Origin of the sequence: Halarcobacter mediterraneus (genome assembly GCF_004116625.1) — a bacterium.
Classification (GTDB): domain Bacteria; phylum Campylobacterota; class Campylobacteria; order Campylobacterales; family Arcobacteraceae; genus Halarcobacter; species Halarcobacter mediterraneus.
The window spans coordinates 618,880-645,160 of record NZ_NXIE01000001.1; the positions used below are offsets into that span (position 1 = coordinate 618,880).

27 protein-coding genes are annotated in these 26,281 nt (G+C 26.6%); 23 read left to right on the top strand and 4 right to left on the bottom strand.

Annotated elements, in window-relative coordinates:
- The first annotated feature begins 11 nt into the window (after positions 1 to 11).
- The 16 genes from CP965_RS03135 to CP965_RS03210 all read left to right on the top strand — a co-directional run bounded on the left by CP965_RS03135 (position 12) and on the right by CP965_RS03210 (position 12,709).
- The gene (locus CP965_RS03135) at positions 12 to 470 is read left to right on the top strand and encodes a lipocalin family protein (protein ID WP_206732235.1); all 459 of its coding nucleotides are present in this window, start codon (positions 12 to 14) and stop codon (positions 468 to 470) included.
- Between the two features lie 78 nt (positions 471 to 548).
- A complete protein-coding gene (locus CP965_RS03140) occupies positions 549 to 1,799 on the top strand; it encodes an NAD(P)/FAD-dependent oxidoreductase (RefSeq protein WP_129060598.1) in 1,251 nt (416 codons plus the stop codon).
- Positions 1,796 to 2,536, top strand: coding sequence for a DUF1365 domain-containing protein (locus tag CP965_RS03145; protein ID WP_129060599.1), 741 nt, complete (start codon positions 1,796 to 1,798; stop codon positions 2,534 to 2,536). The genes CP965_RS03140 and CP965_RS03145 overlap by 4 nt, the downstream gene beginning before the upstream one ends.
- On the top strand, positions 2,536 to 3,762 hold the full coding sequence (locus CP965_RS03150) for an SAM-dependent methyltransferase (protein WP_129060600.1): 1,227 nt from the start codon (positions 2,536 to 2,538) through the stop codon (positions 3,760 to 3,762). Before CP965_RS03145 ends, CP965_RS03150 begins: the two co-directional genes overlap by 1 nt.
- Positions 3,759 to 4,313: a DUF3833 domain-containing protein gene (locus CP965_RS03155; protein ID WP_129060601.1), complete on the top strand. Its 555-nt coding sequence runs from the start codon at positions 3,759 to 3,761 to the stop codon at positions 4,311 to 4,313. Before CP965_RS03150 ends, CP965_RS03155 begins: the two co-directional genes overlap by 4 nt.
- A gap of 172 nt (positions 4,314 to 4,485) precedes the next feature.
- Complete coding sequence (gene thiD / locus CP965_RS03160; protein WP_129060602.1) at positions 4,486 to 5,271, top strand: bifunctional hydroxymethylpyrimidine kinase/phosphomethylpyrimidine kinase; 786 nt, start codon at positions 4,486 to 4,488, stop codon at positions 5,269 to 5,271.
- Positions 5,256 to 5,873 carry a thiamine phosphate synthase gene (thiE, locus tag CP965_RS03165; RefSeq protein ID WP_129060603.1) on the top strand — a complete coding sequence of 206 codons (618 nt, stop codon included), beginning with the start codon at positions 5,256 to 5,258 and terminating at the stop codon, positions 5,871 to 5,873. Before thiD ends, thiE begins: the two co-directional genes overlap by 16 nt.
- Before the next feature lie 11 nt (positions 5,874 to 5,884).
- On the top strand, positions 5,885 to 6,247 hold the full coding sequence (locus CP965_RS03170) for a sirohydrochlorin chelatase (protein WP_129060604.1): 363 nt from the start codon (positions 5,885 to 5,887) through the stop codon (positions 6,245 to 6,247).
- 57 nt (positions 6,248 to 6,304) lie between these two features.
- Complete coding sequence (locus tag CP965_RS03175) at positions 6,305 to 7,192, top strand: ABC transporter substrate-binding protein (protein ID WP_129060605.1); 888 nt, start codon at positions 6,305 to 6,307, stop codon at positions 7,190 to 7,192.
- Positions 7,193 to 7,208: 16 nt separating this feature from the next.
- On the top strand, positions 7,209 to 7,475 hold the full coding sequence (locus tag CP965_RS03180) for a hypothetical protein (RefSeq protein WP_129060606.1): 267 nt from the start codon (positions 7,209 to 7,211) through the stop codon (positions 7,473 to 7,475).
- Positions 7,476 to 7,488: 13 nt separating this feature from the next.
- Positions 7,489 to 8,130 (top strand): pyridoxamine 5'-phosphate oxidase, encoded by a 642-nt coding sequence (pdxH, locus tag CP965_RS03185; RefSeq protein ID WP_129060607.1) that lies wholly within the window; start codon positions 7,489 to 7,491, stop codon positions 8,128 to 8,130.
- Between the two features lie 256 nt (positions 8,131 to 8,386).
- The gene (locus CP965_RS03190) at positions 8,387 to 9,679 is read left to right on the top strand and encodes an ABC1 kinase family protein (protein WP_129060608.1); all 1,293 of its coding nucleotides are present in this window, start codon (positions 8,387 to 8,389) and stop codon (positions 9,677 to 9,679) included.
- Positions 9,676 to 9,783 (top strand): DUF2805 domain-containing protein, encoded by a 108-nt coding sequence (locus tag CP965_RS03195; RefSeq protein WP_129060609.1) that lies wholly within the window; start codon positions 9,676 to 9,678, stop codon positions 9,781 to 9,783. The genes CP965_RS03190 and CP965_RS03195 overlap by 4 nt, the downstream gene beginning before the upstream one ends.
- A gap of 55 nt (positions 9,784 to 9,838) precedes the next feature.
- Positions 9,839 to 10,717, top strand: a complete 879-nt coding sequence (uvsE, locus tag CP965_RS03200) for a UV DNA damage repair endonuclease UvsE (RefSeq protein WP_164970985.1) — start codon at positions 9,839 to 9,841, stop codon at positions 10,715 to 10,717.
- A gap of 25 nt (positions 10,718 to 10,742) precedes the next feature.
- Positions 10,743 to 11,984: a putative DNA modification/repair radical SAM protein gene (locus CP965_RS03205; protein WP_129060611.1), complete on the top strand. Its 1,242-nt coding sequence runs from the start codon at positions 10,743 to 10,745 to the stop codon at positions 11,982 to 11,984.
- Positions 11,981 to 12,709: a TIGR03915 family putative DNA repair protein gene (locus tag CP965_RS03210; protein WP_129060612.1), complete on the top strand. Its 729-nt coding sequence runs from the start codon at positions 11,981 to 11,983 to the stop codon at positions 12,707 to 12,709. The genes CP965_RS03205 and CP965_RS03210 overlap by 4 nt, the downstream gene beginning before the upstream one ends.
- Before the next feature lie 162 nt (positions 12,710 to 12,871).
- Here CP965_RS03210 and CP965_RS03215 read toward each other — a convergent pair whose 3' ends face one another.
- The 3 genes from CP965_RS03215 to CP965_RS03225 are packed head-to-tail and all read right to left on the bottom strand — an operon-like array spanning position 12,872 to position 17,053.
- A complete protein-coding gene (locus CP965_RS03215; protein ID WP_129060613.1) occupies positions 12,872 to 14,056 on the bottom strand; it encodes an MFS transporter in 1,185 nt (394 codons plus the stop codon).
- 4 nt (positions 14,057 to 14,060) lie between these two features.
- The gene (locus CP965_RS03220) at positions 14,061 to 15,056 is read right to left on the bottom strand and encodes a class I SAM-dependent methyltransferase (RefSeq protein ID WP_129060614.1); all 996 of its coding nucleotides are present in this window, start codon (positions 15,054 to 15,056) and stop codon (positions 14,061 to 14,063) included.
- 8 nt (positions 15,057 to 15,064) lie between these two features.
- Positions 15,065 to 17,053 (bottom strand): TonB-dependent receptor, encoded by a 1,989-nt coding sequence (locus CP965_RS03225; protein ID WP_129060615.1) that lies wholly within the window; start codon positions 17,051 to 17,053, stop codon positions 15,065 to 15,067.
- A gap of 111 nt (positions 17,054 to 17,164) precedes the next feature.
- Here CP965_RS03225 and CP965_RS03230 point away from each other — a divergent pair, with 111 nt between their 5' ends.
- The 3 genes from CP965_RS03230 (at position 17,165) to CP965_RS03240 (ending at position 19,259) form a co-directional block, all read left to right on the top strand.
- Positions 17,165 to 18,091, top strand: coding sequence for a helix-turn-helix transcriptional regulator (locus tag CP965_RS03230; RefSeq protein ID WP_129060616.1), 927 nt, complete (start codon positions 17,165 to 17,167; stop codon positions 18,089 to 18,091).
- A 164-nt stretch (positions 18,092 to 18,255) separates the two neighbouring features.
- Positions 18,256 to 18,681, top strand: a complete 426-nt coding sequence (locus tag CP965_RS03235; RefSeq protein ID WP_129060617.1) for a DUF3995 domain-containing protein — start codon at positions 18,256 to 18,258, stop codon at positions 18,679 to 18,681.
- A gap of 65 nt (positions 18,682 to 18,746) precedes the next feature.
- On the top strand, positions 18,747 to 19,259 hold the full coding sequence (locus CP965_RS03240) for a lipocalin family protein (protein WP_129060618.1): 513 nt from the start codon (positions 18,747 to 18,749) through the stop codon (positions 19,257 to 19,259).
- Positions 19,260 to 19,277: 18 nt separating this feature from the next.
- On the opposite strand, the gene thiI is transcribed toward CP965_RS03240, so the two are convergent.
- Complete coding sequence (gene thiI / locus CP965_RS03245) at positions 19,278 to 20,744, bottom strand: tRNA uracil 4-sulfurtransferase ThiI (protein ID WP_129060619.1); 1,467 nt, start codon at positions 20,742 to 20,744, stop codon at positions 19,278 to 19,280.
- 128 nt (positions 20,745 to 20,872) lie between these two features.
- On the opposite strand from thiI, the gene CP965_RS03250 reads away from it, so the two are divergent.
- From CP965_RS03250 to CP965_RS03265, 4 genes are all read left to right on the top strand, one after another.
- Positions 20,873 to 21,346: an RNA polymerase sigma factor gene (locus CP965_RS03250; RefSeq protein ID WP_129060620.1), complete on the top strand. Its 474-nt coding sequence runs from the start codon at positions 20,873 to 20,875 to the stop codon at positions 21,344 to 21,346.
- On the top strand, positions 21,343 to 22,311 hold the full coding sequence (locus CP965_RS03255; protein WP_129060621.1) for a FecR family protein: 969 nt from the start codon (positions 21,343 to 21,345) through the stop codon (positions 22,309 to 22,311). The genes CP965_RS03250 and CP965_RS03255 overlap by 4 nt, the downstream gene beginning before the upstream one ends.
- An 88-nt stretch (positions 22,312 to 22,399) precedes the next feature.
- Positions 22,400 to 24,658: a TonB-dependent receptor gene (locus tag CP965_RS03260; RefSeq protein WP_129060622.1), complete on the top strand. Its 2,259-nt coding sequence runs from the start codon at positions 22,400 to 22,402 to the stop codon at positions 24,656 to 24,658.
- Positions 24,659 to 24,715: 57 nt separating this feature from the next.
- Positions 24,716 to 26,278, top strand: a complete 1,563-nt coding sequence (locus CP965_RS03265) for a PepSY-associated TM helix domain-containing protein (RefSeq protein WP_129060623.1) — start codon at positions 24,716 to 24,718, stop codon at positions 26,276 to 26,278.
- Positions 26,279 to 26,281: the final 3 nt, after the last annotated feature.

The window sequence follows — 26,281 nt, forward strand, 5'->3', positions numbered from 1 at the left end:
AGGAGTTTTAAATGAAATTATTATTTTTTACACTTATATTTGTTTCCCTACAATTATTTGCACAAACTCCTATTCAAATAAACACACCAAAGCCTGTAGAATATGTTAGTCCTAAAAAATTTTCAGGGCTTTGGTACGAAATAGCTAGAACTTATAATAAATTTGAAGAAAACTGTGTAGCTGCTACAGTTGAATATAAACCAATAAATGACAATAAATTAAAAGTTTTTAATAGATGTTTTGAATATGAAATTGGTGGAGAACTTATTTCTTACAATGGAATTGTTGAACCACTATTAGAAAATAATTTAGCAGTACTTGATAAAACCTATTATTGGATTTTTTCTAAAGAGTATAGAATTATCTATTTAGATAAATCTTATCAAACAGCAATTATGAGCGATGAATCTATGAAAAACCTATGGATTATGCATAGAAACCCATTTATGGAAGAAAAAAAAATTAAATAAGCTTATTAAATTTATAGATAATTATATGGACACATCAAAATTAATATTTACAAAACAAGATAAAAATGGAAGATACAAATGAAAGAAAAAAGATTAAAAATAGCAGTTCTAGGAGCTGGAATTAGTGGCTTAGGCTCTGCATATTTATTAAGCAAAAAACATCACGTTGACCTTTATGAAAAAAGTTCAAGACTAGGTGGTCATGCTAGAACTACTTTTGTGAAAGAAGATAAAAAAGAGTTTGGTGTTGATACTGGATTTTTAGTATTTAACCATGAAACTTACCCTTTATTAACAAAACTATTTAGACAGTTAGATGTAAAAATTGAGAACTCTGATATGAGTTTTGCATTTTGGGATACAAAATCTAATACAGCTTACAATGGTCAAGATTTAAAAGGGATGTTCTTCCAAAAGAAAAATCTATTTAACCCAAGTCATTACATTATGATTAAAGATATTTTGAAATTTAATAAAAAAGCAAATGAAGATTTACAAAACGATAGTGAAGACTTAGACTTAAGCTTAGGAGAGTATTTAAAGCCCTATTCAAAATATTTTAAAGACAGATATATTATTCCGATGGGAGCATCAATTTGGTCAACACCTACTAAAAAAATGAATGAATTTCCAGCAAGAGCTTTTTTAAACTTTTTTAAAAATCATGGCTTATTAGGAGTTGATACTCACCATCAATGGCTTACTGTAAGTGGTGGTTCTATAAACTATGTCAATAAAATTGCCCTTGAGGTATCGGGGAAAATATATACTAACTCTACAATTAAATATATAAGAAGAGAAAAAGATAAAGTTATTTTAGTACATGAAGATTCAAGTGAATCAGTTTATGATAAAGTAATTTTAGCAATGCATGCCCCTGATGCATTTGCAATGTTAGAAAAACCAAGCAAAGATGAAACAGATATTTTATTAAGTTTTAAATACAAAGATAACGATGCTGTTTTACATACTGATACAAAAGCTTTATTCCCTAATAAAAAAGCCTATGCCGCTTGGAATTACAAAACAGATGGAAAAGAAGACAATGTAACTCTTTCTTATTGGTTAAATACTTTACAAAATCTAAAAAAAGAAAAAGAGTATTTTGTCTCTTTAAATGAAACACAAAATTTAGATAATATAATTGAAAAGATTAACTATTCCCATCCTCAATTTGATTTAAAAGCCATAAAGGCACAAGAGAAAAGAGAGCTTATAAATGGGAAAAATAATACTTATTATGCAGGAGCATATTGGAGATATGGTTTCCATGAAGATGGATTATATAGTGCAAATACTATAGCAAAAGAGTTTGGGTGCCAATTATGAAACATTTAATTTTTGATGGAATGATTTATCATAAAAGATTTCTTCCTAAAGAGCATAGTTTTAAATATAAATTTTTTATGCTTGATATTGATTTATCATCTATTAAAGATATTAAAAATAAAGTTTTTTCATATAATAAATTTAACCTATTCTCATTTTATTCAAAAGACCACTTCGGAAATAAAGAAGACTTTTTAAAAAATATAGATTTCTTACTAAAAAGTTTTGCAATTAAACCAACACAAAAGATGAGATTCTTAACTCTTCCAAGAATTGCAGGTTTTGTTTTTAATCCAATTAGTGCATTAATTCTTTTTGAAGACAATAAACCAAGCTTTCTTATTGCAGAAGTGCATAATTACAATGGAGGAAGAGTAATCTACCCTGTAGAGCTTACAAGCTCAAATAACAAAATTTATAAAGGTAGAACTAAAAAAGATATGTATGTTTCTCCATTTTTCAAAAGAGATGGGGATTATGAATTTACATTAGTTTATAATGAAAAAGATTTAAATCTAAGTATAACTCTTTTTGAAGATGAAAAGAAAAAATTAACATCTAATTTTACAGCAAAAGCTAAAGAGTTTACAACTAAAAATTTAAGAAGTATATTCTTTAAACATACATTCTTAACTTTTTGGGTTGTTACAAGAACAATATATCAAAGTATAAAACTTAAATTATTAGGTTTAAAATGGAATAAACCAATTGAAAAAGATACAGTAAGGAGATACTGATGGAAACTTTATGGAACAAAATAGGAGATAAATTTCTATCTAAGATAAAAAGAGGTGATTTAGAAGTTCACTTTAGTAATGGTAAAGTTAAAACCTATGGAGACAAGACTTATCCAAAAGCAACATTAGTTTTAAATAATGGAAATCTTTTTAAAAGATTAACTTTCTATGGAGATATTGGTTTTGCAGAAAGCTATATGGACAAAGATTTTGATTGCGATGATTTAACTTCATTAATAAAAATTGCTCTTTTAAATTCAAATGAACTTCAAACAAAAAGTGAAGATGAAAAGAGTTTTAGTTTATATAATCTATTTCCATTTTTTAATAAAATGAAACATCTTCTTAGAAAAAATTCTAAAACAAGAGCACAGAAAAATATTCAAGAACACTATGATTTATCAAATGATTTCTTTAAACTTATGCTTGATGATACGATGATGTACTCTGCTGCAGTTTTTCAAAATGAAAATGAAGATTTATTTGAAGCCCAAAATAGAAAGCTTGATATTTTAGCAAAAAAGCTTAATCTAAAAAAAGGTTCAAAGGTTCTAGAAATTGGTTCTGGTTGGGGAGCTATGGCTATGCATTTAGTGAAAAAATATGAATGTGAAGTAACTACTTTAACCCTTTCAAAAGAACAAAAAAAGCTTTGTGAAGATAGATTTAAAGAGCATAAAATAGAAGAGTCAATAAACATTATGCTTAAAGACTATAGAGATATGCAAGGGCAATTTGATGCAATTATTGCAGTTGAAATGTTTGAAGCTGTTGGGCGTGAGTATTTTGATGTTTTCTTTAAAAAATGCCAAAGTTTATTAAACCCAAGTGGTGTTTTAGTTATGCAAATAATTACTATGCCTGACCAAAGATATGATTCATATTCAAAAGGAACAGACTTTATTCAAAAGTATATTTTCCCAGGAGGACATCTTCCTAGTGTTGGAAAAATACTTGAAACAACAACTAAACATACAAAATTAAATTTACTTCATATGGAAGAGTTCACTGAACATTATGCAAAAACACTAAATGTTTGGCATAAAAACTTTTTAGACAATCTTGATGAAGTTCAAAAGTTAGGTTTTGATGAATACTTTATCAGAATGTGGAAGATGTATCTTTGTTATTGTGAAGCTGGATTCTTAACAAGAAATATCAATCTTGTTCAACTAGTATTTACAAGATATGAAAACATAAATTTAAATAAAGGACTTGTGGCATGAAAAATTTAAATAGATTTTTTAGCATATTTTTAATTGCTTTAGCAATTTTATTTTTTACAGGATGTAGCAAAATGCAAATAGAAGATTTTAAAAACAAAAGCCCAGAGTTTGTACCTCAAGAATATTTTAACGGTAAACTAACAGCTTATGGGTTAGTAAAAGATAGAAGTGGAAAAATCATCAGAACTTTTAAGGGAACTCTTATTGGTTCTTGGGATGAAAATGGTGTTGGAACTTTAAATGAAGAGTTTCTTTATGATGATGGAGAGGAGCTTACAAGAGTTTGGAAGTTAGTACCTACTGGTGAAAAAACTTTTGATGCAACTGCAGGAGATATAGTAGGAACTGCTAAAATGCAAGCTTTAGGGAATACAGTTATGATGGATTATGTAATGAGAGTTCCTTATAATGATAGCACTATAGATATTAGTGTAAAAGACTGGCTTCATTTACAAGAAGATGGTGTAATTATAAACCACTCAAAAATGAAAAAGTTTGGCTTTACAGTTGGAGAACTAGTTATTACAATAATAAAAGATTTTCCTAATTGACATATTTATCCTACAAAAAAACATTATATTAACATAAAATAGTCCCTAAAGAACTTGAATATAAGATTTTGTTTATTTCCCTACTTTAAAATCTTTCAAGTTCTTTTCTATTCTAATTACTTTTTAATATAAGATTCAAGACAATATCATAAATGAAAATCTAAGGATAATAATGAAAATCGTTTTAACAATTGCTGGAAGTGACAGTAGTGGTGGAGCTGGTATTCAAGCTGATTTAAAAACATTTGAAGCTTTTGGAGTATTTGCTTGCAGTGCTTTGACTGTTTTAACAGCCCAAAACACTCAAGGAGTAAGTAATATTCAAGAAATCTCACCAGAGTTTGTACAAGAACAAATACAGAAAGTTTTAGAAGATTTTGATATAAGTGCTATAAAAATAGGAATGCTTTTTTCAAATGAAATTATTGATATTGTAAGAGAAACTATCAAAGATTTAAATATTCCCATAATTTTTGATCCAGTATTTATTTCAAAAGCAGGTTCAAAACTTCTAAATGATGATGCAATTGAAAACTTAAAATCTTTATTCCCTTATGCTAATATCATTACTCCAAACCTTTATGAGGCAAAAGAGTTATTTGATTATGATTTATTAAATGAAAAAGCAATTAATGAAATTTCAAAATTACCTTGTAAGGTAGTAATAAAAAATGATATTATAAAAAAAGATAATGAAGATTTTAGTATGGACACACTTTTTGACAAAGAAAACAAAAAAGTTTTTTATACAAAATTAGTTTCAACAGACAATAATCACGGAACAGGTTGTAGCTTTTCAAGTGCAATTGCAGCAAATATTGCCTTAGGTAAGTCTTTAGAAGAAGCTATTAAGATTTCAAAAGAGTTTATATATCAAGCTATTTTAAATGCTCCAAATATAGGTCATGGAAAAGGGCCAATCGCCCATAAAAAAGGAAAAGAATGTCTGAAAGATTAAAAGGTCTTTATGTAATTAGTGATGATATTTTAACACCTAAAAATACTATTTTAAAACAAATTGAAGAGGCTTTAAAAGGTGGTGCTAAAATAGTACAACTTAGAGATAAAATTTCTAAAGATGAAGAGATAGAAGAACTTATTTTAAAATTGCAAGAACTATGCAGAAGATATCAAGCAATATTTATTTTAAATGATAGGATTGAATTAGCTATAAAACTTAAATGTGATGGTCTTCATATTGGGAAAAGTGACCACCATAGAGTTGAAGAAGTTAGAAAAGATTACAAAGGTATCTTAGGAATTTCATGTTATGGAAACTTAGACCTTGCAAAAGAGATGGAAAGAAAAAATGTAGATTATGTAGCTTTTGGTTCTTTTTTTACTTCAAAGACAAAACCAAATGCACCTACAGCAAATAAAAAAATTATTAAACAAGCAAAAGAAGAACTTAAAATTCCTGTTTGTGTAATTGGTGGAATCACAAGTGAAAACTCTAAAGAACTTATAAAAGAAGGTGCAAATATGACAGCTGTTATAAGTGATATTTGGAAAAGTACAGATATAAAAAAACAATGTGAGAGCTATAACTTTAAGATATAAAAGGAATAAGAATGAGAAAAAAAGGAATTATTTTTATTGCCCATGGTAGTAAAAAAGAAGAATCTAATAAAGAGTTTATAGAAATGGTAAATAAAATTTCTCAAAAAGACAATAATTATGATTTTATAAAACCAGCTTTTTTGGAACTTGTTACCCCTGATATAAAAAGTGTTGCAACTGAGTTTATTATAAAAGGAGCAAAAAGAATTGTTTTTTATCCTTTTTTTCTAAACTCAGGGAAACATGTTCAAATTGACATTCCAAACATAATAAAAGATTTAAGAGAAGAAGCTCCAGAAGTTAATTTTGAACTTTTACCTCATTTTGGGAAATCCCAAAAAATAGAAGAAATCATTTTAAGTGATATAAACTAACATTTATTTACTACAAAAATATTATAAGAAGATATAAAATAAAATGAAGGAAAAAATATGATGAATTTGAAAATTGCACTTGAATGGTTTATGAACCCTGACCACTTACCTTTCATAGCAGGAGTTTATACTAATGCTTACTTAAAAGAAGGATTAGAAGTTGAACTTATTGAGCCTAAAGAGCATTATGATGGATTTAAAGAATTAACCGAAAATAAAATTGATATTCATATAAATGAACCTATCCACCTTTTTGAACACTATTTTGAAGGCATAAAGTCTTTAGGTACTTTTTTTGAAACAGATGGTGGAGTTTTAGTTAGAAAAGAGAGTGTTAATAAATTAAAAGAGAATAAAAAATTTAAAATAACAACACCTGAAGCAAATGAAATTACAAATAGAATTGGTTTTGAAATTTTAAATAGATATGCAAAAAAAGAAGGTTTTGAATTAGACAGAAAAAATATTGAATTTGTACAAAAAGATTTTTGGCATATAAATAACCTAAAAGAAGATGAAACTTTAGATGCTGCTTGGTTATGCTTTTACAATTTTGAAGCAATTGAAGCTAGTTATGAAGGTTTTGAGTTTTTATTTATAGATCAAAAGCTTTCACCTTATCCTAATTTTTCTGCTTTAGAACTAATTTCTACAAATGAGACTTTTGAAAAAAAATTTAGAGAATTAAATATTTTTATGAAAGTTACAAAAGATATGATGCAAAGACTTCAAGATGTAGACTTTGCAAAAGATGTTTATTATAAATTTACAGAGGAAAACAAATCTGAACTTATGGATAAAATTATTGAAGATACAATTACAAGATTTAATGAAAATTTTGCACCAAGTGATTACCAATGGAAAAATCTATATTCATTTTTAGAAGAGTTAAATATTATAAAACTAACTAAGAAAAAATATGAATCAATTTGGTACCATAACTAAAAACAAAGGATATAAAATGTTAAAAGAATTAATCTACTCAGGCTTAGGCGCTGCTGTTATTGTTAAACATAAAGTTGAAGAAGAAATAAAAACTTTAGAAAAAAAAGGCAAAATTAAAAAATCTGATGCTAAAGAGTTTTTAAAAAGCTTAGAGAAGAAAGGCAAAGCAGAAGATAAAAGAGTAAAAAAACAAATCAAAGCTTTAATAAAAGAAGCTATTGAAGACTTAGATTTAGTTACAAAAAAAGATTTAGAAAAATTAAAAGAAGAATTAAAAAAATAATCTGGAGATTCAAATGCCTGACTTATCAAAAATGAGACAAGAATATGTTTCAAAAGGCTTACATAAAGAGGACTTAGAAATAAATCCTTTTAAACAGTTTGAAAAATGGTTTAATCAAGCTTTAGAAGCTGAACTTATAGAACCTAATGCCTTTACTTTAAGTACAGTTGGACTTGATTTAAAACCAAGTCAAAGAACTGTTTTACTTAAAATGTATGATGAAAAAGGTTTTGTATTTTTTTCAAATTATAAAAGTAAAAAATCACATCATATTGATGAAAACCCAAATGTCTCAGCTCACTTTGCTTGGTTAGGTCTTGAAAGACAAGTAAGAATTGAAGGAAAAATTTCTAAAATTTCTAAAACTGCTTCTATGAAATATTTTTTATCTAGACCAAAAGGTAGTCAACTTGGGGCTTGGGTTTCTCACCAAAGTCAAGTTGTAAACTCAAGAAGTGTTTTAGAATCAAAGTTTGATGAAATGAGAAAAAAGTTTTCAAAAGGAGAGATTCCTTTTCCCTCATTTTGGGGTGGTTATCAAATAGTTCCTACTTACTTTGAATTTTGGCAAGGTGGATTAAATAGACTGCATGATAGATTTATTTATGAACTAAAAGATGATGAAACTTGGGATATTAATAGATTAGAACCATAAAGGATTTATTATAAAATTTTATTCACCACTTAGAGTTTACAGGGTTTTTATATTTTTATTAACGGTTTATTTAGTAATCAAAAAAAAGAAAAGCTTTTTATTTATAAGACCACTTAAGCCAAAAAAATTAAAACATACAATTGTTAAATTAGGAGCTTCATTTATAAAATTAGCACAAGTTCTTGCTACGAGATCTGATTTTTTTAATGAAGAGTATTTAGATGAATTAAAAAATCTACATGATCAAATACCACCTATGAAACAAAAAGATTTTGAAGAGATTTATAATATTGCTTTCAAAGAAAAAGAAATCTTTAAAGAGTTTGATAAAGAACCTATTGCTTCAGCTTCAATTGGTCAAGTTCATAAAGCAATTTTACAAAATGATAAAAAAGTTGCAGTAAAACTAAGAAGAAAAGGTATTAAACAACAAGTTTTAGCAGATATAAAAATAATAAATATTTTTAATTCATTATTTAAACCTTTGTTTTCAAGTTACACTAAAAATTCTATTGAAGCCGTAATCTCAGAGTTTTCAAAGATGATTGTTGAAGAAGTTAGTTTAAATCAAGAGTTTCAAAACTTAAAAAACTTTAGAAAAGTATATAAGAAACAAAAAGTAAAATTCCCAAAACCATATAAAAAACACTCTTGTGACGATGCTTTAGTTATGAGTTTTGAAGAAGGTTTTAGATTTGATGATAAAGAAAACATCTTTAAACATAACATCGATTTTAAAAAGATTATCTCAAATCTAGTTGACTTTTATACAACTCAAATGCTTATAAACGGATACTTTCATGCGGACCCACATCCTGGAAACTTACTTGTAAATAAAAAAGGTGAACTCATTTTACTTGATTTTGGAATGGTAAAAACTGTTCCTAGTGAAAAAAGAGTTGCAATAATTGAGTTAATAAAAGCTGCAAATGAGCAAGACTATGAAAGCTATATCAATGCAAACAAAAAACTTGGAACAATAGCTTATGAAGCACCAATGAGTGAACTTACAGAGTTTACATCTAAAATGTTTGATATTTTCTCAAATGATAATCTTGATAGTGAATCAATGCAAAAACTTGCTTTTGAGATTCTTGAAAGTACAAGAGATTTACCTTTTAAACTTCCAAGTGATGCAATTTATATTTTAAGAGTTAGTGCTATTATTGAAGGTTTAGGAACAACTTATATAGAAAACTTTAATGGAGTAAAAGATATTTTACCAATACTTCAAAAAAATCTTCCAAAAGCTTTAGGTGCAAAAGAATCAATATCTGAGACAATTATTGAAGAAATAAAAGATTTACCTTTTATTGTAAAAGATTTTAAAACAATGATAAAAAAAGCTAGTGAAGGAAGCTTAGAAGTAGAACTCTCACGTAATCAACTTGAATATATTCAAGAGTCAACTAAAAAGCAAATAAAAACTTATAGTATCTCATTTGCTTTTTTCTTTGGTGCAATTTTTTATTTACTATATGGTTTTGAACCAAAAGAGATTTCACTAGTACTTTTTGCATTAGGATTTATAAGGATTTTATATAAATGAAAAATGTTGAATTAAATATAGAAGATAAAAACCGTTTAATACAAATGGCTTGGCAAGATAGAACTACTTTTGATGGAATAAAAAAAGAGTTCAAGGAAGAATGACAAAACATGAAAAAGAAGTTGATTTTAAACCAATAAGATTTAAAGGACCATGGTAATGTATAGATTTGGATTTTTTTGTTCAAAAAGTGATAATAGTTTATCAACAAATAGAACTATGAATTTAAACAATTTAAACTATGAAAATATTGAAAAAAAAGTAGCTCAAAATGCAAAAGAACTAATTGATTTACTAGAATACTCAAAAAGCCAAGACTACCCTATTTTTAGACTTGGAAATTCTTTTGTTCCTTTTATTTCCCATAAACTTTTTGATATGGGGTGGCTTGATAAATTAGCACCTATTTTTGATAAAACAAAAGAGAGATTAAAAGATTTTGATATAAGAATCACAATACATCCAGGACAATATACAGTTTTAAACTCACCAAAAGAGAATGTTATAGAAAACTCTTTAAGAGAATTAGAAATGTTTTTTTGGCTTTTTGATAGACTTGGAATTGATGATAATGGAACAGTACTAATTCATGGTGGTGGAGCTTATGGAGATAAAGTTTCTGCTATGGAAAGACTTATTGAAACTATCGAAAAAGAAGATTGGTTAAAACAAAGACTAGCTTTAGAAAATGATGAAAGAGTTTATACAGCAGATGAGATTCTTGATGTATGCCAAGCTACGAAAATACCAATGGTTTTTGATATATATCATCATAGCCTAAATTTAAGTGAATTTAATCCAAAAGATATACTTAAAACTTGGGGGAATAAAAGACCTAAAGTTCATCTTTCTTCAAAAGGTGAAGGTAAATTTGGGAATCACGCTGATTATATCGAAGCAAAAGACCTCTTTGAACTTGAAAATATGTTTACAGAAGATACTAAAAATATAGATATTATGGTTGAAGCAAAGAAAAAAGAACTTGCAATACAAAAGTTGAAAGAAAATATTACAAATTGTAATAAAAAATGCTCATAAAAATTTTCTAAGTTAAAATATCTTTATGAAAAAAGATATTTATGAAAAGATGCAAATCTTGGCAGATAGTGCAAAATATGACGTCAGTTGTAGTTCTAGTGGAAGTGATAATAACTATAAAACTGGAGAATTAGGAGCTACACATAATAGTGGTATCTGTCATACTTTTACAGCTGATGGAAGATGCGTTTCCCTTTTAAAAGTCTTACTTACAAATTTTTGTATTTATGACTGTGCTTATTGTATAAATAAAAAAAGTAATGACATAAAAAGAGCAGCTTTTTCACCTAGAGAACTTGCTGATGTTACAATAAACTTTTATAAAAGAAATTATATAGAAGGTCTTTTTTTAAGTTCTGGAATAATTCAAAGTGAAGACAATACTATGAATATGATATTAAGAACTTTAAAGATTTTAAGATATGAATACCACTTTAACGGATATATCCATGTAAAATTGATTCCTGGAGCAGATGAAAAATTAATAGAACAAGTAGTAAATTTAGCAAATAGAGTTAGCTCAAATATTGAACTGCCTAGTGATAACTCCTTAAAACTACTTGCTCCAAATAAAACAAAGGAAAAGGTTTTACAACCTCTAAAGTATGCAAGAGATATTAGCTTAGAAAAAGATACAAAACCAATAGGAATGAGTACCCAATTAATAGTTGGAGCAAGTCCTGAAAGTGATAAAGATATTTTAAAATTAAGTTCTGTGTTATATGACAAAGCACTTTTAAAAAGAGTCTATTATAGTGCATATATTCCAGTGAATGATGATAAAAACCTTCCAGCAATAATAAACAAACCACCACTATTAAGAGAACACAGACTTTATCAAGCTGATTGGCTTTTAAGATTTTATGATTTTTCTTATGATGAAATTGTAAATGATGAGTTTCCAAATCTTGATGAAGAAGTTGACCCTAAAACTTCATGGGCACTTTTAAACTTACAATACTTCCCAATGGAAATAAATAAAGCAAGTAAAGAGGAACTTCTTAGAATTCCTGGAATCGGCGTAAGAGGAGTATTTAAAATATTAAAAGCTAGACGTTTTAAATCTTTAGATTTTGAGGATTTAAAAAAACTTAAAATATCACTAAAAAGAGCAAAGTATTTTATAACTTGTAAAGGTAAGAATAAAATTAAAACTCCTTTTTATAAAGAAGATATAAGACAAGCAATAATTGCACCACCAAAAAAGAAAATAATACAACCTTCACTATTTGATATAAACTATAGTCATATTACAGGTGAACTATGATTTTAATCTATGATAAAACCTTTGAAGGCTTTTTAAGCTTAGTATATGATGTGTATTATGAAAACTTACATCCTACAAAAATCATAAATCAAAAGCCTGACACACTACTTTTAGAAGAAATAAAAGAAATAAAAACCTATGAAGAAAAAAGTCTAAAAGTTTTAGAAGCTATAAAAAACAAGTTTCCTAAAAAATGTTTTGAGTTAATACTTAATATTTTTATGTGTGATACCAAAGAGTTTGAACTATATCTTTTAAAATATATTATTTTAGGCTTTAAAAACAATAAGGAACTTTTTAATATAAATAACCCTGAAGTCTTTTTTTTACAAAATTTGGAAAAAGAATTATTTCGACATCTACATAAAATGACTGGCTTTACAAGATTTGAAGAACTTGAAGATGGAACTTTATATGCAAAAATTGAAACAAAGTTTAACATCGTATATTTTTTGGGCAAGCATTTTTATAAAAGATTAAATAATCAAAAATATATTATTCATGATATAAATAGAAAACTTGCATTTATAAAAAGCAGTGAATATTTAGGTGTTCAAAATATTGCTTATTTTGAAGAACCTAAACTATCACAAGATGAAAAAAAATTCAAAAAACTTTGGACAACTTTTTTTGAAGCAGTATCAATTGAAACGAGAGAAAATAAAAAATGTCAACAAAACTTTGTACCACTTTTATATAGAACTTATATGACTGAGTTTTTATAAAACTTAACTTTACATAAAAAACACATTATTTACATTTTTATGTAAATAAAAGCGTTTTAATATAAGTTAAAGATAAAAGTAAAATACCTCTTAAAAAATAAAGATATAAATATCAAAGTAACTTTTCATTAGTATTTAAATAGGAAGTATTATTAATACTCCCTAAACCTTATAAAACTTATATATAACAAATACTACTAAAACTACAGCAAAAGCTTCAAACAGAAACATTACTTTATAATCAAAATTTGAGATAATTATTCCTGCAATTACAGCAGAAATTATCCTTGTAAGAGAAAATAGACTTGATTGAATCGCATAATCAACAGCTTTACTTGAACTTCTACTATAATCCATTATAAGAGAAAATATAATTGCAGAAGAAAAAGTAATAGAAGCTGCACTTAAAGTAACTACAACTAATAAAGCAAAATATGAAAAATGTTCAAAATACTCAATACTAAATAGACTTAAAATAGTTATTATATTTACAAAAGCAAAAAGAATAAGTATACTTTTTTTAGAAAACTTTTTGCCCACAATACTGGCAATAAAACCAGCAAAAAAACCAATAATACTTCCATAAATTCCCACATAAAAAGCTACATTATCAGGGCTAACTCCTTTTAAAATCAAATAAGGTTTTAAGAACACCCAAACGGCACTTATAAAAGCGAAGTAGAAACTTAATATAAAAATCCAAATTCCTATATTTTTTTGTTTAAAAAAAGATATTAAAGCTTTAAAAGATACGGGTTCTTCTTTTATAGTTTTATTGTTTTCTTCAATAAAGTAAAGAGCAAACAATGATATTAAAACTAAAATTGACATTATTATAAAAGTATTTTGCCAAGCTAGATGATTATAAAAAAGTAAAAAAACTCCTCCACCTAAAAGTGCAGCTACAAAAAAAGAGCTTGATTTATATGAACCAGCAATTATTCTTTCTTCTTTTGTAAAAACTTTTATTGACAAGGCATTTAAAGGGATATCAACAAAAGTTGCAACTAAAGTTGTAAGTATTATTGCAAGTAGCACTATATATACATTATCTTGTAAAGATAAAAAACTAATTGCAAATAAAAGAATTGCATATAAGATTGTTATAAATATAATCCATTTTTTATAATGATTCTTTTCAAAAATAAACTTATCAATTGGAACAGAAAATAAAAACTTTATAACAGCAGGTAAACCTACCATTTGAAACATTCCGATTAACTTAGAATCAAAACCTTCCATTTGCAAAATCATAGGCATTCCCAACATAAAAAAAATAAAAGGACTCAAAAATGCTGCATGTAAAATACCAAAAAGAATATTCTTTTTTATTAGTTGTGTATTCATTTCTTTACTTTCTTACTATATGAATTTGAGTTTTTGTTAGAGGAAACTGTTCAGTAGTGTATGAATTTATATTTCTAAAACCTACTTTTTCAAAGGCTTGAGACAAGTGCATAGGTTTGAAAGTTGTTCTTCCTTGAAGTTTTAAGCCAAGAAAATAGAAAAAACTATCTTCATATTGTTCTTTTTCTTCCCCTATTTCCACATGGGCACTTATTAAAATTCCATTTGGATTCAAGGCTTTATAGATTTTTTCTAATACCTCATCTTTATTTTCAAAGAAATAAAAGATATTGCTACACCAAATAAAATCATAATTAGAACCTATTTCATCATTTTGAATATCTCCACCTACAAATTTAACTCTATTATCTAAATTATATTCACTAATATGCTCTTTTACTACCTCAGCTAAATCAGGGAAATCAAATAATACACCTGAAAGATTAGGATATTTATTTATAATTTCTAAGCCCAGTACTCCAGAAGAACAGCCTAGGTCTAGCATTTTTTTCATTTTGGGGAAGTCTTGTATTTCTTGAACTATTTCTAGAACAGTTTTTGAAATTAGATTCTTTTGTTCTTGTTTTAAAGATTTTTTTGAAGCATTTGCCCAAAGTTTTGAATTTTTTGCCAAGGCTTGTTTAGCTGAGCCTTCACTAATAAGTTTTGACATAACTTTTCTACTATGAGTACTAAGTTCTTTTCTATGTAAAAATACATCTCCACAATATGAAGATGTATTATATACGAAATATTTTTTTGCTAAAGAGCTGTTTATATAAAAACTTTTTTCTTTTTTAATTAAATCCATCATAGCCAATGCTTCTAAGAGTATTTGGGTATTTTCTTTATTAGTATTAAGATAAGAAAGTAGTTTTTCTAAATCTATATTCTCTTCTTCTAAATACATAAAAAGTTTTAATTTTAAAGCTATTGCTAGAACTTCTACTTTATTTTGTTCTAGAAGCATTGTTAGATATTTGTTTATTCCTATATTCATTTTCTTTCCTAAAACTTATATGCTAATTGAATACCAAATTCTCTATCATCAAAGTATGCTGTATTTGTACCATTTACAAAAGCATTTGTTGCATGATGTTCTTTATCAAATATATTTTTTCCATAAAAATAAATCTCAAAGTTTTTGGTTTCATATCCTATTTTTGTATTAACTAGTTCATATGCTTTTTGATAATATTTATTTTCAACATCATAATAAGTCTTTCCATAGCCATTTACATCTACCCTTGCAAAATATCCATCAAGATTTTTATATTGTAACCCTATATTAAAATTATATTTTGGAGCAAAGGTTGAATAGTTATCACTATAATCTCCATTTATGTCTTTATAGTCATCAAATTTTGTACTATTTATTCCTGTACTTGCAAAAAGTGTTAAATCCTCACTTAAAAAAGCTTGTAATTCTAACTCTATTCCTTTTGATTTTGCTTTTGCTGCATTTACCATATATACAACTGCAGGCATAGGCATTTCTTGTACTTGCATATCATCTATATCCATATAATAAATAGCTGAACTAAAAAGAAGTGAGTCATTAAGAAATAAACCTTTATATCCTAATTCATAAGAAGTAAGTGATTCTTCATCATAAACTTTATTTTCATTGCTTGGAGCAAAAGGATTAAATCCTCCACTTCTATAACCTTTTGCAACTGTAAAATAAGTAGAACTATCTTTGTTAATATCATAAATAAGTGATAGTTTTGGAGAAAAGTTATTAAAACTTTCTTCTAAATCAATATTTCGTAAAGCTACTTGTATATCTTTTTTCTCATAGTCATATCTTAATCCAGCATTTATACTAAGCTTTTGTGTTATTGGTGTAGTTACATTTGTAAAAACACTATATGACTTTGAATTTAAATCCTGAGGAACAGAATTTGAACCTGTTGGATCCATCATTGTAATTCTTTTAAAGAATACTTCATCATCTTGTTTATCTAAATATATACCTGATACAACTTTTGTATCTGCAAAATTGTTTTCCAATCTGAACTCTTGAGATAAAGTATCAAATTCATAGTCTCTATACATATGAACAATAGTATTAGAAGTTAAGTCACTATCTACTGCTGTTTTATCCTTGTGAATTCTTTTGGATGTTATTGAAGTAAATTTTGTATCTTCATTAATATCATAATCTACACTTAATGCAAAATTACTCGTAGTAGGTTTAACATATCCTACCAGATTTGAAGACACTTGAACATTATCAAGATTTAATCCAGCTTTTGCCCAATCTGAAGAACCATTATTCATTTCCATTCTCGAAGCAATGAATGAAATATCTAAATTATCTGTAGGAGTATATCTAAAGTTTAATTTTCCATAATCACTTTCTTTGTCATTTTCATCTGCTCCTGTAAAAGTATTTTTTATATAGCCATCTTTTTCAGTATGCTTATATGTTAAGCTTCCATAAAACTTATCTTTTATTATTGCCCCTGAAACCTTTGCTCCAAATTCTCTTTTTCCATCAGTACCTATAGTAGTAAAGATTTTTCCTCTTGTTTCATTATCTGGCTTTTTTGTTATAACATTTATAACACCTACTTCTGAGTTTTTACCATATAAGGTTCCTTGCGGTCCTTTTAAAACTTCTATTCTTTCTATATCTAACAAACCATCATTAAAACCAAAACTACTCATAGTAGGAACCCCATCAACATACAGACTTACAGGAGTAGAAAAAGATACAATATTTGCAGCAACTCCTCTCATAGAAGGAGCTACTAAGCCTGGCTGACCAGAGTTAAAAAACATTAAAGATGGAACATAAGCTGCAATATCTTCTAAAGTCTCTATATTCTTATTTTCAATATCTTCATTATCTATAACTGTTACAGAAGCAGGAACTTTTAAAATATTTTCTTCTGTTTTAGTTGCTGTTATTGTAATATCATTTAAAGTGATATTTGAAGCTGCACTTAACGAAATAGCACTACATAAAAGTAGAGTTTTTATTTTCCTCATTTTGTATTCCTTAATAAAAATTTTACAATAGGTATTCTATAATTCTATATAATGATATTCAATATCATTAGTATTTCAAAAGGTTTTTTTTATATTCTATAAGGAATTATTATGTGCAAACTAGATTTAAATGATTATAGTCAATCTTCAAAAGATATAAGTTACTTTAATCCAAACCTACCAAAAGATATAGCTATAAGTAATAATGAAAATATTCAACTTCAAGAAGATTTTTATATATTAAGAACAAATTATAAGTTTAATCAAAAAACCCAATTAAAAGCAAAACAAAAAGGCAAAAAGTTTGTAATAACCTTTACTCTTAAAGGAAATGCAAAATACGAAAACCATAATAAACAAATAGTTGATTTCAAAAAAGGATATACTACTATTAGTATTTTTGAACAATCTAATGGCGTTCGAAGATTTGAAGATAAGGAAATAGATCAACTTAGAATAATACTAAATGAAAACTTTTTAAAAAGAAACTTTCAAACAACTCTTTTGGATAAATACTTAGATAACTCAAAAATTAAACTTATTGACTTTTCTCCCACAAGTTTTGAATCTCAAGTTTTAATAGAAGAAATACTTGATTATGAAAAAGATAGTGAGCTTAATTGTATTTATTTACAAAGTAAGGCCTTAGAAATTTTACACTTAGAAATAAATAGAATAAATAAAAACAATGATAAAAAACTATTTTTAGATGAATATGATACAAAACAAATATATAAAGCAAAAGAGATATTGTTTAAAAATATAAAAAATCCACCTTCTATTGTAGAATTAGCAAAACAAGTTCACCTAAATGAATTTAAACTAAAAAATGGTTTCAAACAAGTATTTAATACAACACCCTATAAACTATTATTTAAATATAAAATGCAAAAAGCCAAACAATTATTACAAAGTCAAGAATACAATGTAAATGAAGTAGCAAAAGAGTGTGGATATAAATACTCAAATAACTTTAGTGATGCCTTTTATAAAGAGTTTAATATCTCTCCAAAAAGTTTTATGAATATCAAGAAATGACATATCATTCTCCTTGACAACATACCATAAGGTATGGTACTATTTTTTTAAATATATTTATTCCCAATTTATAGGCTCTTTATTTATTCAACCAAGAATCACTTATGAGCAACAACAAAATTTAGACAAACTATTTTTAGAACTACTTCAAAGAGGGGAAAACAATGAATACTTTATTTACATTCTATATTTTTATAATAATGTTAGGAATAACATTAATTCATATATATTGGTATAAAGGTGGATATTGGCCAGGGGAAAATAAGCAAGACTTTATTGATAAAGTTATAGGAAGAGAAGTATCTTTACCTGGAAAAGGAATGTATACATTTGTTATAATTTGTTTCTTTATAATGGCTATTTTTCCAATTACTGTTTATTATAAAATTAATATAGGTATTAATACTTATGAGAAATATTTTTTTTTAGCTTTTGGAGTAATATTTACTTTAAGAGCTTTAGGTATGTTTATTCCAGTACTTGCAAAAAGGGCTACAAAAATATTTTTAGAATATAATAAAAAATACTATGCACCCCTTTGTATAACTCTTGCAATAGCTTATTTTGGTTTATACTATCTAAACCTTTAAATTGATAAAAATAAGCTACAAAAAAACAGTTTATTTATATAAAATATAAATAAAAAGGCAAATAAATGAAAAATATTTTATTTATCTCATTAACAATTTTTATCTTCACGGCTTGTTCTTATAAAGACCCAAATATAAAAAGTGTAAAAAAAGTTGATTTAGATAGATATCTTGGTGCATGGTATGAAATTGCAAGGTATGAACATAGTTTTGAAAAAGATTGTAAGAATGTAACTGCAACTTACAGTGTAAAAGAAAATAATGAAATAAAAGTTATCAATAGATGTACTAAAATAACTACCAATGAAAAAACAGAAGCTATTGGTGAAGCTTATGCTATAGATAATTCAAACTCAAAATTAAAGGTATCATTTTTTTGGCCTTTTTATGGAGATTATTGGATTATAATGCTTGATAAAAACTATTCTTATGCAGTAGTTAGTGAACCTAGTAAAAAATATCTTTGGATTTTATCAAGAGATAAAAAACTACAAGAAAAAGACAAAAGTATAATTTTAGAAAAATTGAACTCTTTAAATTATGATTTATCTAAACTTATTTGGACAGTTCAAGACTAGACTAAAAAAGTATAGACCTTAGTTTGGTCTATATACTTTAATATTTTTGTATCCTTTTGAATCAATTAGATATTGAGCGTGTAATTGACTTAAAATACCTTTATCACAATAAAAAAGATATTGTTTATCTTGAGGAAGTTTTTCAAACTCTTTTTTTAGTTTAAAAAATGGTATTTTTATGGTTTCACAAGAAGTTTCAATACAATCTTCACTTTGTCTTATATCAATAATAGTATATTCATTATTTGATATATCATTTACAACTTCTATCTCTCCTATACTATCTATATCAGCATCTATTTCATCTACATTTATAGTAATTGAATCTTCAACTGCTTTATTCAATACCTCATAATTAAACTTTAAAGCTTCTTTTTCCATTCTTGCAAAAGAACCATGAGTGATAGGATTCTTAGAAATAACTCCACAGTATTCTGGCATTGACTCAGCAAATCTTTTTGTTCCAATTTGATTTGCCATTTCCATAATTTCTGGCTTGTTCATAGTTGATAAAGGTCTTAATACAAGTTTATTTGTAACTTGGTCAATTAAAGCTAGATTTCTTAAAGTTTGACTTGAAACTTGGGCAACACTTTCTCCTGTAAGAAGAGCATCAATTCCCATTTTATCTGCTATTTTTTCAGATGCCATTAACATAAGTCTTTTAAGAGTTACTCCCATATAAGACTCACCTGTAGAATTAAATATTTCTGTTACTACATCTTCAAAAGGAACTGAAGTAAAAGTTACTCTATGAGAACTCCCAAACTTATTCCAAAGATAATATGCCACTTGTTTTACACCTATTTCATGTGCTATTCCACCAAGGTTAAAAAATACAAAATGAGTTTTTATTCCTCTTTTCATTGTTAAATATGAAGCAATAGTAGAATCAAAACCACCTGACATCAAAGATAAAATATCACCTTGTGTTCCAATAGGGAAACCTGATAAACCTTTATATTTTTGAGTAATTATATTTAATTGTTTATGTATAAGCTCAATATTTATAGTAACCTCTGCTGTTCTTAAATCAACACCCTTTGATTGAGGATTATTTGCAAGCATATAACCTCCTATCTTTTGTTCCATATCTGTTGATTTAAATTCATGTTCTCCTGTTCTTTTTGCTCTCACTACAAAAGTTTTATTTTGAATCTCTTTTGCTGTATGCTTATTTACAATCTCTTTCATTTCATCAAGTGTAGATACATCATCAAACTGTAAAGCTTCAAGAAGAAGTTCTATTCCTGGAGTTTCTAAAAGTCTTTGCCTAACTTCAATTACTGTATCAATTGGACATACTATTTCTATTTTATCAAAAAACTTTTTGTAATTTATATCTTCGCTAATTCGCCCAAGTATTGTCTTTATATTTCCAAAGAGCTGGTCTATCATCTGTCTTTTTGCTTTACTTCCTTTTACCATAACCTCTGGAAAAAACTTCACAATAAACTTTTGCGTTTTTGCTTTTGATTCACTCATTATTTTTCAAACCTTCTATTTTTTTAAAGGCAAAATTATATCATAATAAAAGTAAGGGTAAATTTTTTAAGCTTTTTTTTAAACTATGCAATTATAATTCTCATTATTGTTAGAATTAAGATAGGACTATGACAACTTATTATAAAGAAATCTTTTTATATGTTAAAAAAAACATTTCAGATACAAATTTAGCAAATGACATTACCCAAGAAGCTTTTGCAAGGGTTATTAATGCAAAAAAAAATACTAAAATTGAAAATGAAAGAGCTTTTTTATATAAAGTTACAAAAAATCTTATTATAGAACATAGTAGAAAAGATACCAAAACAAAAGAAATTTCATACGAAGAAGAAAAACATTTAAATGATACTTATGAAACAGAAAAAGAGTATGAACAACATAAACAAAAAATCTTGCTAAAAAAAGCTTTGCAACAACTTCCTAAACAAAGAAGACAAATATTTATTTTATATATAATTGATGGCTACTCAAGGGAAGAAATTGCTAAAATGCAAAAAATAAGTATGAATTCAATAAATTTACATATCTCAAGGGCAAGTGTTCAATTAAAAGAGATTATCAAGGAACTAGAAGAAAAATGACTGATATTTTTGAAACAGCAAGGCTTTGGTTAAATAAAGAACAAGAAGGCTTAAACTTAACTACCTGTAAAGAGTTCCAAGAATGGGTAAATAAATCTGCTAAACATAAAGAAGCCTTTGAAGAAGAAAAAGATTTTAGAGAACTCTTTAAAACTCTTCCAACAAATACTTTAGAAGAAATAAGCTTTGAAAACCAAAAAGAAATAAGAAAAGATAAATTTCTTAAAAAAATACTTAAAACTTCTTTTAGTGCAGCACTATTTTGCCTTATATTTTTTGCTTCATATTTTACTTATAATTATTATACTCCTAGTTTTGAGCAAACTTACCTTGCTGTAAATAAAGTGAAAAAAGATATAAAATTACCTGATTCTTCTATCGTCTCTTTAGATAAAAATTCTAAAATAGAAGTTAAATATTTTAAAAATAAAAGAAAAATACAAATTAAAGAAGGAAAAGCCTTATTTTTAGTTACTTCAAATAAATCTAGACCTTTTTTAGTTAAAACAAACAATACCATAGTAGAAGTTCTTGGTACAAAGTTTGAAGTACAAAAACAAAAAGACAAAGTACAAATTTCAGTAATAGAAGGAAAAGTAAGTGTTAAACATATACTTACAAATTCAAATGCTCAAATTTTAGCAGTTTTAGAAAAAGCAGACTCAATTGAAATAGATAAATTTGGCAAGATATCAAATCTTAAAAAGGTAAATGAAAAACTAATAGCTTCTTGGCAAAAAGATAAACTTCTTTTCAAACAAACAAAGTTAAAAGAAGTAATAGAAAAATTTTCAAAATATTTAGATTACAAAGTTATAATAGAAGATAAAAGTTTAAAAACCCTACCTATAAGTGGAGAGTTTTCAATAAATGATTTTGATAATTTAATGAAATCACTTTCTATAATTCATCCAATAAAAACCTATAAAATAGGTAATACATACTATATAAAGAAAAAAATTTAAAATTTTTGAAAAATTTCTGACATAAATATTAAACTTTTGCGTCTTCTATATTAAGAGAACAATTCTCAGAATTAATACAGGAGTAAAAATGAATCTTAGAAAAAAACTCATTTTGCCATCTTTGGCTTTTGTTTTAGCATCAAATTTATATGCTAATAAGTTGTATACAGTAGAAACAACATCTTTAGAAGATGCTATTTCAAAAATATCTAAAAAAGCTGAAATACCATATTTAGTAGACACAACTATACTAAAAGGTAAAAAAGCAAAAAAAATAAAAGATATACAAGGTTTAGAAAATGCCTTAAAGGCTATTTTAGAAGGCACTGAATTAGAAGCTATCATAGAAAATAATATGATTATGATAAAAGAAAAAAAAGAAATAAGACAAGAAACTATTGCTTTAAATGATGTGACAGTTACAAGTGAGAAACTTGAAAGAAATTTACAAGATACAACTACAAGTTTATCTGTAATAAATAGTAAAGTACTAAAAGATATGCATATAAATAATCTTAAAGACACTTTTTCTTTTATGGGAAATGTAAATACTTCAGATTGGCTAGATAGTGGTTTTGTGATTAGAGGGATAAACTCTGAAGGAGTTGGAGGACCAAGTGGAACACCTTTAGGAACCTTATATATTGATGGAGTAGCACAAACACAAGGAGGAACGAGAAGAGGTCCTACAGGAATGTGGGATGTTGAGATGGTTGAAGTGGCAAAAGGACCACAATCAACACTTAGAGGGAAAAGTTCCCTTGCAGGTGCAATATCAATAAATACAAAAGATCCATCTTTTGAAGAAGAAGCTGCAATAAGATTAGGTATGGGAAATAGTGAATATAAAGAAGCTGCTTTAATGGTAAATGTACCCATAAATGAGAATATTGCATTTAGAGTTGCAGGAGAATATAATCATTCAGAAGGACAAATAAATTATCCTACATATAAAGATTTACCTAGATATGACGAAAGAAATGATGATGATTATTGGCAAGGTAGAGCAAAACTACTTTATGCAAATGATGATTTAAAAGCTGTATTAACACATATTCGAAGTTATAATTCACCAAGCTATGATGATGTAATGTATGGTTCAGGTTTTGGTTATGACCTATCTGATAAAAAATGGACAGCTTCATGGCTTGATTGGATTGAAGCAAGATCAACAAAGACAAATCAAACATCTCTTGATACTAGTTACTTTTTAAAAGATAACCTTGAATTAAAACTATTCTTATCTCATGTTGATACAGAAGTTGAAAAAAAATCAATAAATTTAGCTAGAAATCAAATAGATACACAAAAAGAGCTTGTTCAAGAATTAAGTGCAAGATATACAGATGATAATTTTGAAGGGATTATCGGTTTACATTTAAGTCAAGCAGAAGATAGTAGTTTAAGGGACAATAAAAGTGAATTAAATACTAGTTCTATTTTTGGAGAATCAGAATGGCAATTTATTGATGATTTCAAACTTATAACTGGTTTTAGATATGAAATTGATAATAAAAAATATACTTCAAATGATGAAAACTATGATGAAGATTTTAATATATTTCTTCCAAAAATAGGAATAAAATATCAAATAGAAGATAAACAAAATATTGGTTTTGTTGTTCAAAAAGGTTATAGACCTGGTGGAGTTGATTTTGATGACTCAAATAATGAATCATATAAATATGATGAAGAAAATGCAATAAACTATGAGTTATCTTATCGTTCTTTATGGAATGAAGATACATTAAGATTTAATGCAAATATGTTTTATATGAAATGGAAAGAACAACAAGTATCGTATCAGCAAGATTTTTTTGACCCATATAGTGATAGAACAGTTAATGCAGGAGAATCTCACCTTTTAGGAGGAGAACTTGAACTAGCTTATGAGGTAAATCCTTCTTTTAATATCTTTTCTTCTATAGGTATTGTTAAAACAGAATTTGATGACTTTAAATTAAATATTGGCTCAGAGGTTATAAATTTTGCAGGGAAATCTTTTCCTCAATCTCCTGAAATTAATGCTTCTTTAGGTGCAAGATATAACCACCCTAGTGGATTTTATCTAGGAGGTAACCTTAATTATAATTCAGGAGTGTATTCAAGAAATATTTTAGAAGGTAGTGAAAGTTATAGAGATGAAAAATTATCTTCTTTTGCAGTAGTAAATCTTCAAACAGGATATAGATTTAAAAACTATAGTATAAACTTTTGGGTAGATAATTTATTTGATAAAGAATATATTACATATAGAGATGGAAACCCTTATGCTAATTCTCCACAAATGTATGCCACAATGGGAAAAGAAAGAAGATTTGGTATAAATATAGAAGCTAGGTTTTAATTTTTTACTAAAAGTATAGCCACGTAAGTGGTTATACCTTTTATAAAATGATAAAATATGAAAAATCAACTAGATAAATTATTAAAACAACGCTTACAAGCAGTCCATTCTATAGTAGGTATCAATCTTTCAATTCTTCTTTATATAATAACCTTTTTTGGTATATTTACAATATTCTTACCTTATATTCAAATTTGGGAGAAACCATCAAGACATATTGAAAATGTAAATCTGTATAAAATTGATTATGAAGAAATTTTAAATTATGTTACAGATAAATCAGAATTAAAAGAAATTAATCCTATAAATATTATTTTACCAGGCTATATGCAAGACCCTGTTATAAAGATTAATACAAGATTTAAGGAGGATTTACTTTTTAACCCTAAAACAAAAGAAAAAATTCAAGATGAAAAAAATTCAAAACTAGCTAACTTTTTAAATGAATTACACTATGGAGCACCATTAAAAAAAATAGGTTCTTACATTTTTGGACTTACAGCAGTAGGAGGAATGTTTTTAATACTTGGAGGAATATGGCTAATAATAAAAGTAAAATATAAAAAAAATAGTAAAAGTACAACAAGTAAATTTTCAAAATGGCATAGAAAAATTTTTATTTGGATTTTTATTCCTTTTATTATTATTCTTTTAACTGGTGCAATAATGAAAATAGGATATGAACTCTCTTCTCCTATGACATACTTAAGTTCAAAAGGTGAAACGACTAAAGTTTGGAAAATTATTGGTCCATCTCTTTTTCCAAAAGAATCTAACATAAATAAAAATAATAGAACTACAAAAATGCTTTCACTTAATAAATTAATAAAAAAAGCAAAAGAGATAAATCCTAATATAAATTATCAAAAAATTACACTTATAAATTGGGGTGATTCATCGGCAATTGCAAAGATTGAAGGATATAATCCGTATATACCTTTTTTTAATGGTTTATCAAATATTCCAAGTGTAACACTAAGTGGTGCTACGGGAGAAATGATAAACCAAAAAAATGTTTTTGATAGAAAATGGACAAATATCTTATATGATACAACTTTTTTTCTACATATACTTAGAGAAGTAGATATTTTCACAAGACTTCTTACTGCTTTTTTTATGTTCTTATGTATCTTAGGTTTAGGCTTTGGTATATTATTATATTTAGAAAAAAAAGCTAGAAAATTTCCTCTTAATATTCCTGTTTATAATGGTTTTGGTAAATTTTGTCTTTCAGGAATGATTGGAGTTATTCCTGCAACTGGATTGTTATTTTTCTTACAATGGTTACTTCCCTTTGATATGGAAAATAGATTTTTAATCCAAAAAGGATTATTCGCTATTTTTTGGATAGGAACTTTAACTTGGGCTTTTTATAGAATAAACTCTTATCAAGCTGCTAAAGAATTCTTATATATAGGAGCACTATTTTTTGTATTGAGTCCTTTTATTCACTTTTATAATAGTGGTTTTAATCCTTATGAACTTTACACTCAAAATATGATAAACATCTTAAGTGTTGATATTGGATTATTTATTTTTGGGGCTTTACTTTATTTTGTAGCTAAAAAGCTTCCAAGCCAAAGAAAAACTGTTCAAGAATTTTGGGCAAAAAGGTTGTAAGCT